A 15,431-nucleotide genomic window follows, 5' to 3' on the forward strand; every position below is an offset into this window, starting at 1 on the left:
AATAGTACTCAATCGTTAAAACTCACCCCTGTAATAAGAAGCTTCTTCCTAAACTCCTGGTGAGGGGCTGCTATCCATCTCGTTACGGGCCTTGCTGTAAGCCCTTCCAAAAATTTAATGACCTTATCGGCAGGAGCTGTATCGCCGGACATATACCGGACAGACCTCCCGTTGAAGGGCAACTTTACAATATCTACCGGTGTCCCGGCTATCATTACTACCATACCTTCAATTTTTCAAATTATTAATCGGCATGCATTGCAGCAGCACCTGTCTTGCTGGCCTGGGCAAGCGGGGGCACGTTTGCTTACGGCTTTTAATACCCTGCAAAGGCCCGGATATATTTCATTTTTACTGTAGTTGGTTTTACACTTTGACCCTTACAGTTCAAACCTCACACCAAAGGTGGGGAATACACCAAGGCCAATGTTCATTATCCTGCCGGTTTCGGGTACGAATTGCTCTGAGTTTACATTAAAGCGGTTTGAGATATTGACCAGGTCGACAAAAGCGGAGAAAGTTCCCCATTCTCTGTGCATGTTATAATCGGCCCTTACATCCATGCTGATAAAATCCGGCAGGCGCTCACCGTTCACCCTTGTTACCTCCTGCGAATAGCGAACCATATCCGGGTCATTAAACACATCGGGGTGTATTATGTAGCTGTCTGTAGGACGCCCGGTACTGTAGCGGAACTTCCCGGAAAAGATCCATTTGTCATTGGGCTTGTAGCTTCCCATCAGGCTAAAGGTGTGCGGCACATTAAAAATATAATCGTATTCCCCCAAGCCGTCATGGTCATCCCTTTTGCTCTCCATGTAAGAATAGCTTACCTGGCCGTAATAATTATCGGAAAGCCTTTTGGTAAGGCTGATGTCGGCACCGTATGCATAGCCGCTTCCATCGTTTGTGAGATAGCTTTGCGCGCGGTTAGGCTGTACCGTCACATCGTCAAACTGTTTGTGCCAGCCTTCCGCCACGAATTTCAAATCGTTTGATATTTGCATCTTATAGCCAACTATAGACTGTATGGTGCGTTCGTTTTTAAGTGTATTACCAGCGGTTTGGCCTGCAATATCAGAGTAGCCGGGATCCTGGTAATAGATGCCGCTGGCGAAATTAATACTGTGCCTGCTGTTTAAGGCAATACTGCCGCTCAGCCTTGGGGAAAGGGTATGCTGCTCGGTAAATCCGGTATAGTCGTATCGTACCCCGGAGTTTAGTGTAAAACCATTGGCAACCTTCCACGACAGGGTTACATAGCCTGACCCGTTGAATGCATTGTCGTCAAAGGCGGCGTTGAACTGTGACGGATCCAGTATCTGGTAATATTGCGTAGGATTTGCACTGATATCCCGTGCACGGAACGTATAAATGGTATCGGTGCGGCTCAGCAGCCTTTCATAGTCAAGACTGACCATCATCGCGTCGACACCGGCGATGATTTTAAGTTTGTCAAAGTTTTTTGTGTAAATGGAGCGGTAGCCCACTTCCTGCTGGTCATTCGTAATATGCCTCAACCGGTTTTCATATCCGTCGGCCCTTGGGTTGATTATAATTCCATTACTATCAAGGGAAGGATTGAAACGCCCAAAATTATTGTCAACAGTTGAGGCCCTGTAATACAATACATTGGTCAGGTAACTGGTGTTATTGAGCAGCGTACGCAAATTAAGGCCCACAACAGCCTGGCTGCTCTGGTGGTCCCATAGCATAGTCCTACCGCTATTATCCTCATTCATGTCAAGGCCCGCTTCTATGTCATCTATTTTCCTGCTGGTTGCCTCCGGGTTAAACATGGCAATAACCGACAACTTGTTCTTATCGTTAAGTTCTGTAGTGCTTTTTATAAGGTAATCCCCAAATGACACGGCAGCCCGCTGCTCGTCCAGCATGCTGATAAGCATTGCAAAATTCTGGTAGCGGCCGGCTACAAACAGGCTTGTTTTTTTGGATATGGGGCCATCCGCAATCACGGTGCCTCCCAATAAATCGGCCTGTGCGCTGAAGGACCAGGAGGCCCTGTTGCCTTCTTTAACGCCAAGCCCCAGGTAAGAGGACGACCGGCGTCCATAGTTGGCGCCAAAACCACCGTTTTGAAAGGCTACATTGTCTATGATCCTCGGGGCAAAAATACTGAACCTTCCCCCATTAGGGTCATTGAATCCCGATGCGAAGCCTTCGGCCTCCAGGTGGGAAAGGTTAAAAATAGGTATCTCATCTACCATATAGACATTATCACGCGTGCCCTGGCCCCGTGCCGCTATGGCAGAAAACTGCGACCCGCTGCTGACCACGCCCGGCAGGGTAGACAGCGCCCTCATGATATCACCTTGTGCACCCGGGTTCCTGAATATCTCTTCCCTTGAATAGGAAAAAGAGGAAACAGGGGTAAGGGGATTGTTTTCGCCTTTAAAAGTGCTTATGGTAACACCTTCCAATGTCGTTGCGTCTTCGAGCAGCTCAATTTCGGAATAATAGGTCTTATTGGAACTGATGATGATTTCAGTTATATTCTTTGTCTGGAACCCCATCGATGAGAAGGTAACCGAATAACTGCCAGCGGGTACATTTTCTATGGTAAACACACCGAGGGTATCGGTGGCAGCCAAAAACTGTGTATTGTCCAGCATTACGCTGGCTCCTATTACGGGCTGTTTTGTGGACTGTTCAATGATTTTACCTTTAAAACTACCCGTTCCTTGGGCAAATCCCGATACCTGTGTCATCAGTAAAAGGACTGTAATGATCGCCAGGTTCTTTAAACTGTTTTTTAATTTCATAGTTCTGATTTTGTATTATTGCAAAAATGCAATGACATCAAAAAACAGCTGTAGCCAAAAGTCGCAATATTGTAGCCAAAAGTAAACAGCTTGAATTCAGTAAATTATTTTGTAACAATACCTTTAAAGACCTGTATTATAGTCCAAAAGAGTAGTGTAAAGCTGCCTTCGCCAAATAATCTTTTCTCCGATTAGGCCCTTTAACAACGGGCCAGTGTTTTAAAGTCTTCAACTGCATGAACTTTTTTTCAAATAAGAAGCATGACTTTTGTCCTTATTAAATAACGGTTGTTATCATCAACCCGTAATATTTGCTAAAAAGCAAATCAAATCAAGAAAGTAGGAGGGACCGGAATATGGAAACACCATATACTGTGTCATAAGAATTGTCGAATTTATTTAAAAAAACGAACATGATCAAATTTCCTGAAGTGGCGCCCGGCCAGGGGCCTGTCGTAATGCTTAACCTGGTAAAATTTAAGAACCGCAAAATTTATATCGAAGAATATCTTCCTGCGTTTAATCGTGTAACCACAGGATTGGGCATTGAGGGGGTAAAGGTCAGGTTTTTAGGCGAAGTAATCGGCAATATAATTGCTGATGAAAATGACCATTGGGACGAGGTCTTGCTGGTGGAATATCCCAGTGCGGAAATATTCAAAAAAATAGCTGGGAGCGAGCTCTACCAAACCATTGCTAATCCGCTGCGTCTAGCGGGAACAGCTGAAATTAAATTAATTATGACCCGCGGGATTGACTATTAACAGCTATTTTTGCGGCATGTCGCAACTTCTTCTTTCCAATTTTGCTTTGCATGTTGCACTTTCTCCTTGGGAACAGGAGCAGGTGATTTCTGCCGTGCAGCATAGCACTGTTTCCAAGCGCAGTTTATTGCTTACCCCTGGCGACGTCGAGCGTCATATATATTTTGTAGACAAGGGCTGCCTGCGGTTATTCCACACCGATAAGGAGGGACAGCAACATAATTTATGTTTTTACCCCGAGAATTGGTGGGCGTGCGATATTGCCAGCTTTTTTAAGGGTAAGAAGGCCACCACTACTATACAGGCCTTGGAAGATTCGGAAGTGTATTGCTTTACGCTGCCAAAGCTCGAAGAATTATTTAGCTCGATTCCATCGCTTGAGCGATTTTTTCGCATATTGACGCAAAATGGCTTCGATATGCTGCAAAGGCGTCTGACCTCCAGTATGTCCATGACCGCAGCGCAAAGGTACATCGAATTCAGGAAGCATTATCCAGGCCTTGAACTGCGAATCGATCAAAAGCAGATCGCAAGTTATCTGGGTATCACAGCCGCTTTCCTTAGTATGATGCGCAAAGACAGAAATTTATGAAAGGAGGCTTTCTTTTTTTGCAGCTTTTTGGTTATTTACTTGGCAGGTTTCTTCTATAGGTTTTCTCGTCCTCCCATTGCTGAGCTTGCTTTTTAATCCTGCGCTATAGTAAATGCGCTTTTTCATTTTAGGGTAACTGCTAGGGTAATATTTTATGCTTAAGGGCGTGCAGCAAGCGCTCATGGTCTTTTTCATTTTGGTCGGCATAGCGCATAGAGAACGTTGCTATAGTATCTTCAAAATGCTCGTCCTGCCCCATGTAGCCTTTTAAAACGGCGGCGTCCCCTGTACGGGCGTGCGCGCGGGATAGTGCCCATCCGCAGGAGCGCGCATACCTTAAAAAGATTTCATGATCCATAGTATCAGTTAAGGGCTTTACCTTGGCATCGCGCATCTGGCGTACATAAAACTGCCTTCCAGCAGCATCCAGTGTCCAGCCTAAAAAAATATCAGTAGCCGATTGTATCAGCCTTTGGCCCTCAACTACGCGTTGGCCATGATACTTAAACTTGCTTTTGCCCGCGTAGGGCTCAAGCACGCTTTGGTGTGCTTCTTTAAACTGGAGGAACAGCGGGTCGCCCGTAGCTGACATAAGCAATAACACGCCGCAAAAAGTGCCTACGCTGCCCACCCCTACAACCTTCATGGCTACATCCTTAATTTTGTAGCGGCTAAGCAATATCCTTTTATCGTGCGTAAGTGAACGCAGGTACCGCTTATAGGCGTTTTCTGCTTCGGTAAAGAAGGCAGCTTCCCTGTCTTTAGGGACATGGAAAATAAGCGGCGGATTGTCCTTAATATGTGGCTCTCCCTTTTTGCTGTAGGTAAGCTTTGCAAACTCTTTTTCGTGCGGGGCACGTTTAATGGCCTTTTTAACCTGCTTGGGGTCAAATTGCTTGAACTCCTTAATTTTGCCGGAATGCACCAGGTCTTTCATGCTTATTTGCGAATACCATATTTGTAGTGCCGACATTTCAGCGTATTCTGCCATATGTTTCCTGTAGCTGCTTACGGCCGTAAAGGCTGCTTCCCCGCATTGAATATCGGTAAATCCCTTATCCCTTCCAGCGATGGCAAAACTGGCTGCAAGGCGTTTCACATCCCACTCCCATGGCGCAGTGGATGTTTCGTCAAAATCGTTTATGTCAAACACCAGTGTACGTTCGGGCGTAGCAAAGCCGCCAAAGTTAAGCAGGTGGCAGTCGCCGCAGATATGTAGTTTCATGTTGGTGGAAGGCAGCATAGAAAGGTCTGACGCCATAACGGCTGCACTGCCACGGTAAAACCCAAAGGGCGATTCGGCCATGCGTTCGTACCTGAGGGGCAGCAGGCCCGGCATCCTGCCTTTACTGTTTTCCTTAAGGATATCAATAGGGTTAGCCCGGCAATCTACAGCCACCCCGCCTAATGATGCTATGGGGTCTAGCTTCTTTTGAAATTTTCCGTATTTATGGCGGTCGGCCTTAGAGGAAACCGCCGCAATATTTTGTGTGTCGTTTTCCTTGTTTTCTATCATAGCGCTCTATTTGGCAACAGCCAGCAGTTCGCGGCGGTGCATAATTTTTTGAATCAGTATCCGTAGTTTGGCCCTATAATCATCCTGTAGCCAGTCGGTATAATTTTTTGTAACCTTACCCAGGCATTTTGCGTATTGTTTAATCCTCCAGTTAATTTCTTTATCCAGTTCATCGCTAAGGTGCAGGGCATCGGTAATTGTTTCGGCATTATCGGCGCACATCAGGGCATGCTGCCTTAAAGAGTCTCTTATAACGATCTTGGGTTTGAGCCCATTCTCTAGCGCCAGCCTGTGTGCCTCCTGCACATCAAACAATACCTCTAAGGTGTTGGGAAATTTAGACCGCACCTGGGCCGGAATGCCGTGGCTTTCATATTCGGTATGGCTGTTCATGCTCTCATGATACTGCTCCGGGTTTGCAAACACATATTTCCAGTCAACTGGGGCATTCCATTCGCCAAAACGGTCGGTATTATTGCCCAGGTCTATAATATTAAACGTCTTTTTTTGCGGCAGCCTGCGCGACCCGCGACCTATCATCTGGTGGTAAAGTGTAAGCGAGTTGGTAGCGCGGTTCAGGATTACAGTTTGAACCGAAGGCTCATCAAAACCTGTGGTAAGTATAGAAACTGATGTGAGTATGGCACCTTTAGTCTTTTTAAACCATTTTAAGATTTCGGCGCGCTCTGCCGCAGGGGTTTTATTATCCAGGTGCCTGCAATCATAACCTGCATCAATAAATAATTGGTAAACGGCGCGTGAAGTAAAGATACCGGTATTAAATATCAGCGTTTTTTTGTTTTTTGAATGCTGCTCATAAGCATGGAGCAACAATTCCAGCATGGCGGGCGCCGAATATAAAGCATCAGAGGTGCTAACGGTAAAATCGCCGTGTACGCCGGTTTTTAAGGAGTTAAGCTCTACGTCATAGCGCCATGTTTTTGGCTTTGCCAAAAAGCCCTGTGCTATAAGCGACCCTATGGGCTCGCCTACAATAAGTTCGCTGTAGTTTTTATGCATCGGCAAATTGATATCTGAGCTAAAAGGCGTAGCAGTAACCCCTATAATAGTAGCGTTTTTAAATGTACCCAGTAATTTTTGGAATGAGTTATGGTGGGCTTCATCTATAATAACAAGGCCTACGGCGTCGGTATTTACCTGGCCGTCTTTTATCCTGTTCTTCAGAGTTTCAACCATAGCTACGTAGCAGGTATAATCGTCTTTTTCGCCTATCTTCTTCACAGCGCTGTTAATGGCTTTGTTATTAACACCGGAGTTTTTTAACGTGACTGATGTTTGCCTGCACAACTCAATACGGTGGGTAAGCACCACTACTTTTTTACCAAATTTTTGGATATACCTTTTGGCTATTTCAGAGAAAATTACCGTTTTTCCACCTCCTGTGGGCAGCTGGTACAACAGGCGTTGTGGTGCTCTGCTTTGTTCCATTTTTTGAAACAGCGTAGCAATATCAGATTCCTGGTAGGTATATAATTTTTTTGCAGGCTTTACTGGTGGGGCAATAGTAGTGGTGTCCATTATCATAGGTTAGGTCTACCTAAATTATGTATAACCACAATGCAGGTATTATAAATATTCTATAAAATTTTTATACAATATTTTACTTAAATGTTTTAAAATTAAGCAACGGCCATTTATTTATGATTTATTACTGAAAATTATATGATGCACGTTTTAACTTAGTGTCACGCGGTGTATAAGTACCGGAATATTGATGAAAAAAACTAAAAGACGCATTGCAATACTCGGTGGAGGTCCCAGCGGGTTACTTATGTATAAGCGGTTGGTAGAAAGTGGCCGTACCGATATTGAAATTGAGATATTTGAACGCAAACAGCAATTGGGTGCCGGTATGCCCTATAGCGCTGAGGGTGCTAATAAAGAGCACATAACCAATGTGTCGGGTAATGAGATACCTACAATCGTAACTTCTATACACGAATGGGTGTGCACGGTTGATAAAGAGGTATTGGAGCCTTATCATATAACCCCGCTCAACTTTAACGATTACAAGGTACTTCCCCGGCTGTTGTTTGGCAAATACCTCGAGGCGCAGTTTGATTTGCTGAGGGACATGGCCAGAGAAGCCGGTATTATTACGGTATTACATCTTGGAATTCAAATTACCGATGTTTTTGATAAGCCGGAGCTTAATAAAGTGCTGGTAGCATTTGAAGGCTCAGGGATCGAGGCGTTTGACCATGTTATTATTTGTACAGGGCATAACTGGCCCAGAAAGCATGAAGGCAAGGTTAACGGATATTTTGACAGCCCCTATCCGCCGGCTAAATTGGAACTAAAGCTTAACTATTCCGTTGCCATAAGAGGATCGTCATTAACCGCTATAGATGCCATCCGCACCCTTGCGCGTAACAACGGGTATTTTAAAGAAACCGCCAACGGCCTGCTGTGTTTTGAGCCTGCACCGGGCAGCGAAAATTTTAAAATGGTTATGCATTCCCGCAATGGATTGCTGCCAGCGGTGCGCTTTCACCTGGAAGACTCCCACCTGCAAAACAAATCATTATTAACTCCTGAAGCCATAGAACAGCATAAGAGCGCTAACGGGGGATTCCTGTCGCTTGATTTTATATTCGAAAAAGATTTTAAAGACCTCTTTAGGGATAAAGACCCCGAGTTCTATGCCCGTATCAAAGACTTAAGCCTGGAAGATTTTGTGGAGGATATGATTTACTATCGCGAAAATGCAGCACCATTTGACCTGCTGCGATTAGAATATGCAGAGGCTGAAAAATCGATTAAAAACCATGAGTCGATCTACTGGAAAGAGTTACTTGCGGTATTGAGTTTTGCCATGAACTATCCGGCCAAATATTTCCCTGCAGAAGATATGCTGAGGCTACAAAAGGTGCTGATGCCGTTAATATCGGTAGTAATTGCCTTTGTGCCACAAACTTCCTGTAAAGAACTGCTTGCGCTTCACGATGCCGGCAGGCTTGATATCGTGGCGGTAGGGCAGGACAGCGATGTAGAAATTAACGATACCGGCGGAATAACGTACCACTATACTGATGATACCGGTAAAGAGCACTCAGACTATTATAAAATGTTTGTAGACTGTGTGGGCCAGCCTCATTTATCATTCGAAGACTTCCCTTTTAAAAGCATGCCGGATAATGGAACCATTAGCAGGGCAGTACTTAAGTTTCAATCGGATGATGAAGGCAGTAAAGCACAGGCATCAGGAAACAGAAAGGTAAAGCAAAATAGGGAGGGCTACTATTTAGAAGTCCCGGGCATTACCATCAATGATAATTTTGAGGTGATACGTATAAACGGAAAGGCCAGCAAGCGGATTTATATTATGGCCGTGCCGTATATTGGAGGCTTTAATCCCGATTATTCGGGGCTCGATTTTGGCGAGGAGGCCTCTATGCACATTATACGCTCAATACAGCAGGAAATGAAGACCCAAAGGTAGATATAAAGTAAGATAATTCACGTAAAATTTTGTTAGTGAATAGTTTAACACAAGCTTACCACATCTTAACAAACCCTTAGAGATTGGATGAGTAACTTTATGATTCTACAAGAACATCAAATCCAATTTATTATGTCAGTAATTCAAAACGACCATTCTGAGGGGCCTGTAGCAAAGGCTATCGAAAAACAGACCTCAAAACTTCCATCCGACCTTTTTCTATGGGCAGCGGTGGGTTCAATGGCGGCCTCAGCTACGCTAAAATGTTTGGGTAAGGACAAATCAGCATTATTTGTAGGGCAGTGGGCTGCGCCTTTTCTCCTGCTTGGTGTCTACAACAAGATCGTTAAAGTAGAAGGGCACGATAAAAAACACGAGGTGGGTAGCAAGTTTAATGCGCCGACAGAAGAGCATCCGATAAGCGACTATGCCGACCCGAATGCGCAATCAACTTTTTAATCAAATTCAGGCCGGATCAATCCGGCCTTTGTTCTTTCAACCCTATTACCTATGAAGCACAAAAACTGTATGCTGACAGCTATTGCTGCCTTGAGCAGCATGGCCTCTTTTGCCCAAAAGGGGATACCCCCAAAAGAAGATACCAAACAAACAGTGGTAACCAATTATGCTACGCACTTGGAATACAGCCCGGCATTGGCAGCAAGCCTTAAAACGGCGCCCGGCTGGCAGGTCATTCCCGGTGCTACAGGCCTTGGCAAGCCCCGTATGCTGTACGTCGGCAAACAGGGGCAGCTGTATGTAACCCGCCGCGATGCAGGCGATGTGCTCATGCTTACCGATAAAGATAAAGACGGCAAGTTTGAGGAAATGACCCGCGTAGCCGATTTTCCCGGTGTGCATGGTATTACGTCCAAAGATAATTACATGTACCTGTGCAATAGCAACCGCGTACTGAGGTATGCCCTGAATGCCGATGGTACATTGGGCAAGGTTGCCGATACCCTTATTAAAGACCTGCCCAGCGGCGGACAGCACCCTAACCGCACCATGGATTTTGGCCCCGATGGCAAGCTGTACATTTCAGTTGGCAGCGTGTGTAACGACTGTAAAGAGAGCGATAAAGAAACGGCTACCATGCTACAGGTTGACCCTGTAACCTGGAAGCGTAAGGTCTTTGCATCCGGCCTGCGCAATACCATAGGTTTTGACTGGCATCCGCAAAGTAAAGAGTTGTGGGGCGTAGATAACGGAGGCGATTTCCGGGGCGATGAATGGCCGCCGGAGGAACTTAATCATATTGTATTGGACGGCAATTACGGTTTCCCGTTCGCGTACGCCAAACAGGAAGTTGATAAGACCCGTGAAGACCCAGCCGGAACCACAAAAGAAATTTTAGCCAGAGCTTCAAAACCCTCTGTAATGGAATTTGCAGCGCATAGCGCTCCTATAGCCTTTACTTTTTTTGAAAGCGGGCCGAATAAAGGCAACGCATTGGTGTGCTGGCACGGCTCATGGAACCGTGAAAACCCGTCAGGCTTTAAAGTAGAACTTATACAATTTGACAAGAATGGAAAACCCACCGGTAGCGAGGACTTCTTATGGGGCTTCCTGAAAGGAAACGAGCGTTTTGGCCGTCCTGCCGGCGTGGCTGTTGCGCCTGATGGTACGGTTTACATTTCTGATGATGCAAACGGGGTTATTTACACTTTAAGACAAAAATAAAGCCATGAAAAAATATATTCTACTCCTTATAAGCCTGGCTTCCTTTTCACAGGAGCCTACTAAACGAATTAATTTTGAAGCACCGGGCGCATACCCCGAAGGTGTGGCATTTGATAAAGCCAATAATGTCTTTTATGTCTCATCTGCGCGCCTAGGTACGGTAGGAAAGGTAACCAAGGACGGTAAATACTCCGTACTATATGAAGATAAAAGCCTTAAATCTACCTATGGCGTTAAGCTGCACCCGGATGGCAAAAAGCTGTTTGTATGTGCCGGCGATGCCAACTACAGCATTTACAGCACACCGGACACAAAAAAGAATGAGGCGCGCCTGTTAACCATAGATGTAAAGTCGGGTAAAAAACTGGCGGATATCGACCTTTCACAGCTTGTGCCGGGAGAGCATTTTCCGAATGATATCGCTTTTGATACCAAAGGCAATGCCTACATCACCGACAGTTATGCCTATGTGGTGTATAAAGTAGATGCATCCGGCAAGGCAACGGTTTTTAGTAAAAGCGAGTTGCTAAAATGCGCCGGGGTAGGGCCTAACGGCATTGTGTTCCATCCCTCCGGTTACCTGCTTGTGGCCAATAACGGCACTGGTGCTCTGGTAAAAATTGATATGGCCAATCCCGCTAATGCGGTAAAGGTAAAAATTGACCAGTTCTTTCCCGGGGCCGATGGGCTGCTGCTGAATGATAACAACACACTCACACTCGTACAAAATGGCGGGGTAAACAAAATCTTCAAAATAAGAACTACCGATAACTGGGCCACGGCGAAAGTTACTGAAAGCACCGCTACCGAAGACCGTTTTGCCTATCCATCTACAGCGGCTATGGCCGATACTGATACCTGGATCATGAATGCCAACTTTAGCGAATTAGCGGAAGGCAATAACGTCCCATCCAAAAAATTCTCGATACAACTGGCTGCATTTAAGCCGGTAAAATAAAATATAAGCATGGAAACTAAAGATCCGATAGAAGAACGGCTAACCAGTGGCAGCCACCATTCGTACTGGAATGATACTGAGGCGCCACAGGTGTATAAGAAGCTTATTGGTGATATCACAACCGATGTCGTTATTATAGGTGGCGGCATTGCCGGGCTTACTACAGCCTATTGCCTTGCAAAATCAGGTAAAAAGGTTGTACTGCTTGAAGACGGGTACTTGGGCAGTGGCGAATCGGGCCGGACAACTGCCCAGATTACCTATGCCCTGGACGACCGCTACTACGACCTTGAAAACATATTCGGCACAGAGAAGGCAAAGCTTGCAGCCCAAAGCCATCTCGATGCAGTATCATGGATCAAAGAGGCTGTATTTGCAGAAAGCATCGATTGTAATTTTAAAAGTGTGGACGGCTACCTTTTTTCCGACCCTACCGATAAAGAAGAAAACCTTGATAAAGAACGGGAAGCTACAGGGCGGTTTGGGCTGCCTACAGAAATGGTTGCACACATACCGGGCTTTCCACAGGATAACAAGCAGCGTGCCCTCCGGTTCCCTAACCAGGGGCAGTTCCATATACTCAAATACCTTAAAGGTTTAGCCGACGCGATAACGCGTATGGGTGGTGAAATATATACCGGTACACATGTGGATGAAATTGATAAAGCCGGTGCAAAAGCCAATGGTTTTACAGTTGCGGCAAATCATATTGTTGTGGCGACCAACTCTCCTATAAACGATATACTCACTATGCATACCAAACAGTTCGCGTACCGCAGCTATGTTATTGCGGCCAAAGTGCCTAAAAGAACTTTACCGTATGCCATGTGGTGGGATACCGGTAACCAGGAATCAAAATGGGTGGCTAAACCCTATCATTACGTGCGGCTTGAACCGTTTGATGATACTTTTGATTTACTCATTTCAGGGGGCGAAGACCACAAAACCGGGCAGGCCGATGAAGAGCATGTTACCGAAGCGCAGCGCTACGCTAATCTTATTGCCTGGACAAAAAAACACTTTCCTTATTTCACTGAAATAACCTACCAATGGTCAGGACAGGTTATGGAACCTGTTGACGGGCTCGCTTTTATAGGCAAGAACCCGGGCGACGATAACATTTATATCATCACGGGCGATTCCGGTAATGGCATGACACACGGAACCTTAGGTGGGCTTATTATCAATGATATCATCATGGGTAACCCTAACCCATACATAGCGCTTTATGACCCTTCACGTATTACCTTGCGTACAGGCCTTGATTTCCTGAAAGAAGTAGGCAACATGGGCTACAAAATGGTCAAGGACTGGGTAGGATCGGGCGATTTAAAGGATGTTTCGGAACTTCAGCCGGGACAGGGCGCTATCCTCTCTAAAGGCCTGAAAAAGATTGCTGTGTATAAAGATGAATATAATGTGGTGCACTCCTGTTCGGCCGTATGCCCGCACCTGGGCGGTGTGCTGCAATGGAACGATGATGAAAAATCATTCGACTGCCCGCTGCACGGATCCAGGTTTACCGCTCTGGGCACCGTTATTAACGGCCCGGCAATAACGTCCCTTCCAAAAGTAGCGTTAGAAGATAGATAAACAACGAAAAACAAATATACTATGAAAGCAGCTGTAATCCACGGGCCCGGAACGATCAAATGTGATACTATCGACGACCCGAAACTCCAGAATCCTGATGACATTATTTTAAAGGTTACCACGACGGCGATATGCGGGTCTGACCTGCACATTTACTCAGGTGGTATACCGCAGCCCCGCCCTATGGTATTGGGCCATGAATTTATGGGTATTATTGAAGAAGTGGGCAAAAACGTGACGCACCTTAAACGTGGCGACAGGGTGGTTGTTCCCTTTCCTATTGCCTGCGGCTCGTGTTTTTTCTGTAATCACGAACTACCGGGGCATTGCGAGAACAGCAATCCTGAGCATTACGGCCCTGAAGGCGGGCTACTGACCGAAAAAGGCGGGGCGCTCTTTGGCTACACCGACCTGTATGGCGGTTATGATGGCGGGCAGGCGCAATACGTGCGTGTGCCGTATGCCAACTTCGGCCCTCGCGTGGTGCCGGATAACCTGACCGACGAGCAGGCATTATTCCTGACCGACATTTTCCCGACCGGCTATACCGGTATCGACTGGGGCGAGGTTAAAGGCGGCGAGACAGTTGCCATTTTTGGCTCAGGACCAGTGGGAATTATGGCGGCAAAAAGTGCGTGGCTGCGCGGCGCAGCAAGGGTAGTAATTGTAGACACCGTGCAATATCGCCTGGATAAGGCAAAAGCGACCGCAGGCTGCGAAACCATTTTATGGGAAGATGGCCCTAAAGGCGTTATTGCACAAATACGAGATATGACTCAGGGCCGTGGTGCCGACGTTTGTGTGGATGCCGTAGGCTTTGAGCCTGACCGGAACTTCCTGGACCGGGCTAAAGCGGTCATCAACCTTGAAAAAGGTTCGGTTAAAGTACTTGAAGCCTGTATGAGCGCCGTACGCCGTGGCGGTACGGTATCGGTACTAGGTGTATACCCTACCACGTATGACAATTTCCCGGTAGGGCAATTCTTTGATAAAGGAATTATCCTAAAAGGGGGCCAGGCACCGGCGCACAAACATATCGATAAGCTACTAAGCTATGTAACTGAAGGCAAAGTGGTACTGGATGATATCATCACCCACAGGCTGCCGCTTACCGAAATTTCACATGCCTATGACATTTTCAATAAAAAAGAAGATGGCTGTGTTAAGGTAGTGCTTGACCCTTGGGCTTAATATTTACTATTGAAAATTAAAGATTGAAAAACTAAAAAAATTAATTATGTTGATTAATAAGAACTATGCACTTATAACGGGTGCTACCAGCGGGATAGGATATGAACTTGCAAAACTGTTTGCTAAGGATAAGTATAACCTTGTTATTGTAGGGCGTAACCAATCAGAGCTAGATACAAAAGCACAGGAATTTAGGAGTTTCGGCATTGAAGTAATAACCAGTGCTAAAGACCTTTTTAAAAGAAAGGAGGCATTTTCGCTCTGTGAAGAAATACGGGCAAAAGGCATCCAGGTTGATGTGCTTGTAAACAATGCCGGACAGGGCGCGTATGGCCTGTTCAAGGACAATGACCTGGAAAAGGAACTAGGAATTATTGACCTGAACATCGCTTCCCTTATTATCATTACAAAACATTTTGTACAGGAAATGACAGCAAGGAACAGTGGTAAGATACTCAACCTTGCGTCAATAGCGAGTGAAATACCCGGGCCCTGGCAGGCGGTGTACCATGCAACAAAAGCATTTGTCCTGTCATTTTCTGAGGCATTACGCTCTGAATTAAAAGATACTGAGATCACAGTTACTGCCTTACAGCCTGGCGCTACCAATACCGATTTCTTTAATAAAGCGGGTATGCAGGAAAGTAAAGCGGTCCAGGATAAAGAAGCGCTTTCTGATCCGACTGATGTTGCGAAAGACGGTTACGATGCCCTTATGGCAGGAAAAGATAAGGTCGTATCCGGATTTAAAAATAAGGTACAGGTTGCTCTGGGAAATATTACACCGGACACCATGCTGGCCGACCAAACCAAAAAGCAGCAGGAACCAATAACAAAATAATAATTTAAGCGGCCTGGGTAACATCTGCCCAAGCTATGTTTTTTATT

Annotated in this window: 13 protein-coding genes; 9 read left to right on the forward strand and 4 right to left on the reverse strand. The window is 45.8% G+C overall.

The window, feature by feature from the left end:
* Positions 1 to 8 precede the first annotated feature (8 nt).
* Positions 9 to 224, reverse strand: a complete 216-nt coding sequence (locus ACLI09_RS17560) for a hypothetical protein (protein ID WP_411420953.1) — start codon at positions 222 to 224, stop codon at positions 9 to 11.
* A 156-nt stretch (positions 225 to 380) separates the two neighbouring features.
* Positions 381 to 2,783, reverse strand: coding sequence for a TonB-dependent receptor (locus ACLI09_RS17565; protein ID WP_411420954.1), 2,403 nt, complete (start codon positions 2,781 to 2,783; stop codon positions 381 to 383).
* A 413-nt stretch (positions 2,784 to 3,196) separates the two neighbouring features.
* On the opposite strand from ACLI09_RS17565, the gene ACLI09_RS17570 reads away from it, so the two are divergent.
* Entirely contained in the window at positions 3,197 to 3,547 is a 351-nt protein-coding gene (locus tag ACLI09_RS17570) for a hypothetical protein (RefSeq protein ID WP_411420955.1), read from the forward strand.
* A gap of 16 nt (positions 3,548 to 3,563) precedes the next feature.
* On the forward strand, positions 3,564 to 4,139 hold the full coding sequence (locus ACLI09_RS17575) for a Crp/Fnr family transcriptional regulator (RefSeq protein ID WP_411420956.1): 576 nt from the start codon (positions 3,564 to 3,566) through the stop codon (positions 4,137 to 4,139).
* A 139-nt stretch (positions 4,140 to 4,278) separates the two neighbouring features.
* Here the strand turns inward: ACLI09_RS17575 and ACLI09_RS17580 are convergent, their stop codons facing one another.
* Positions 4,279 to 5,655 carry a DUF2252 domain-containing protein gene (locus tag ACLI09_RS17580; RefSeq protein WP_411420957.1) on the reverse strand — a complete coding sequence of 459 codons (1,377 nt, stop codon included), beginning with the start codon at positions 5,653 to 5,655 and terminating at the stop codon, positions 4,279 to 4,281.
* A gap of 6 nt (positions 5,656 to 5,661) precedes the next feature.
* The gene (locus ACLI09_RS17585) at positions 5,662 to 7,194 is read right to left on the reverse strand and encodes a DEAD/DEAH box helicase (RefSeq protein WP_411420958.1); all 1,533 of its coding nucleotides are present in this window, start codon (positions 7,192 to 7,194) and stop codon (positions 5,662 to 5,664) included.
* A gap of 196 nt (positions 7,195 to 7,390) precedes the next feature.
* Here ACLI09_RS17585 and ACLI09_RS17590 point away from each other — a divergent pair, with 196 nt between their 5' ends.
* From ACLI09_RS17590 to ACLI09_RS17620, 7 genes are all read left to right on the forward strand, one after another.
* A complete protein-coding gene (locus ACLI09_RS17590) occupies positions 7,391 to 9,118 on the forward strand; it encodes an FAD/NAD(P)-binding protein (RefSeq protein WP_411420959.1) in 1,728 nt (575 codons plus the stop codon).
* An 87-nt stretch (positions 9,119 to 9,205) separates the two neighbouring features.
* The gene (locus tag ACLI09_RS17595; protein ID WP_411420960.1) at positions 9,206 to 9,577 is read left to right on the forward strand and encodes a hypothetical protein; all 372 of its coding nucleotides are present in this window, start codon (positions 9,206 to 9,208) and stop codon (positions 9,575 to 9,577) included.
* 51 nt (positions 9,578 to 9,628) lie between these two features.
* Entirely contained in the window at positions 9,629 to 10,801 is a 1,173-nt protein-coding gene (locus ACLI09_RS17600; protein WP_411420961.1) for a PQQ-dependent sugar dehydrogenase, read from the forward strand.
* Positions 10,802 to 10,805: 4 nt separating this feature from the next.
* Positions 10,806 to 11,759, forward strand: coding sequence for a gluconolaconase (locus ACLI09_RS17605; RefSeq protein WP_411420962.1), 954 nt, complete (start codon positions 10,806 to 10,808; stop codon positions 11,757 to 11,759).
* A 9-nt stretch (positions 11,760 to 11,768) separates the two neighbouring features.
* Positions 11,769 to 13,352 (forward strand): FAD-dependent oxidoreductase, encoded by a 1,584-nt coding sequence (locus ACLI09_RS17610; protein WP_411420963.1) that lies wholly within the window; start codon positions 11,769 to 11,771, stop codon positions 13,350 to 13,352.
* A 21-nt stretch (positions 13,353 to 13,373) separates the two neighbouring features.
* Positions 13,374 to 14,543, forward strand: a complete 1,170-nt coding sequence (locus ACLI09_RS17615; RefSeq protein WP_411420964.1) for a zinc-dependent alcohol dehydrogenase — start codon at positions 13,374 to 13,376, stop codon at positions 14,541 to 14,543.
* Positions 14,544 to 14,589: 46 nt separating this feature from the next.
* Positions 14,590 to 15,384, forward strand: a complete 795-nt coding sequence (locus ACLI09_RS17620; RefSeq protein ID WP_411420965.1) for an SDR family NAD(P)-dependent oxidoreductase — start codon at positions 14,590 to 14,592, stop codon at positions 15,382 to 15,384.
* Positions 15,385 to 15,431: the final 47 nt, after the last annotated feature.

It is taken from the genome of Flavobacterium sp. RHBU_24 (genome assembly GCF_046613695.1).
Classification (GTDB): domain Bacteria; phylum Bacteroidota; class Bacteroidia; order Flavobacteriales; family Flavobacteriaceae; genus Flavobacterium.

Coding starts and splice junctions, on each gene's coding strand:
- ACLI09_RS17620 (WP_411420965.1), top strand. CDS start 14,590: ATGTTGATTAATAAGAACTATGCACTTATAACGGGTGCTACCAGCGGG.
- ACLI09_RS17580 (WP_411420957.1), bottom strand. CDS start 5,655: ATGATAGAAAACAAGGAAAACGACACACAAAATATTGCGGCGGTTTCC.
- ACLI09_RS17565 (WP_411420954.1), bottom strand. CDS start 2,783: ATGAAATTAAAAAACAGTTTAAAGAACCTGGCGATCATTACAGTCCTT.
- ACLI09_RS17610 (WP_411420963.1), top strand. CDS start 11,769: ATGGAAACTAAAGATCCGATAGAAGAACGGCTAACCAGTGGCAGCCAC.
- ACLI09_RS17560 (WP_411420953.1), bottom strand. CDS start 224: ATGGTAGTAATGATAGCCGGGACACCGGTAGATATTGTAAAGTTGCCC.
- ACLI09_RS17600 (WP_411420961.1), top strand. CDS start 9,629: ATGAAGCACAAAAACTGTATGCTGACAGCTATTGCTGCCTTGAGCAGC.
- ACLI09_RS17590 (WP_411420959.1), top strand. CDS start 7,391: ATGAAAAAAACTAAAAGACGCATTGCAATACTCGGTGGAGGTCCCAGC.
- ACLI09_RS17595 (WP_411420960.1), top strand. CDS start 9,206: ATGAGTAACTTTATGATTCTACAAGAACATCAAATCCAATTTATTATG.
- ACLI09_RS17575 (WP_411420956.1), top strand. CDS start 3,564: ATGTCGCAACTTCTTCTTTCCAATTTTGCTTTGCATGTTGCACTTTCT.
- ACLI09_RS17615 (WP_411420964.1), top strand. CDS start 13,374: ATGAAAGCAGCTGTAATCCACGGGCCCGGAACGATCAAATGTGATACT.
- ACLI09_RS17605 (WP_411420962.1), top strand. CDS start 10,806: ATGAAAAAATATATTCTACTCCTTATAAGCCTGGCTTCCTTTTCACAG.
- ACLI09_RS17570 (WP_411420955.1), top strand. CDS start 3,197: ATGATCAAATTTCCTGAAGTGGCGCCCGGCCAGGGGCCTGTCGTAATG.
- ACLI09_RS17585 (WP_411420958.1), bottom strand. CDS start 7,194: ATGGACACCACTACTATTGCCCCACCAGTAAAGCCTGCAAAAAAATTA.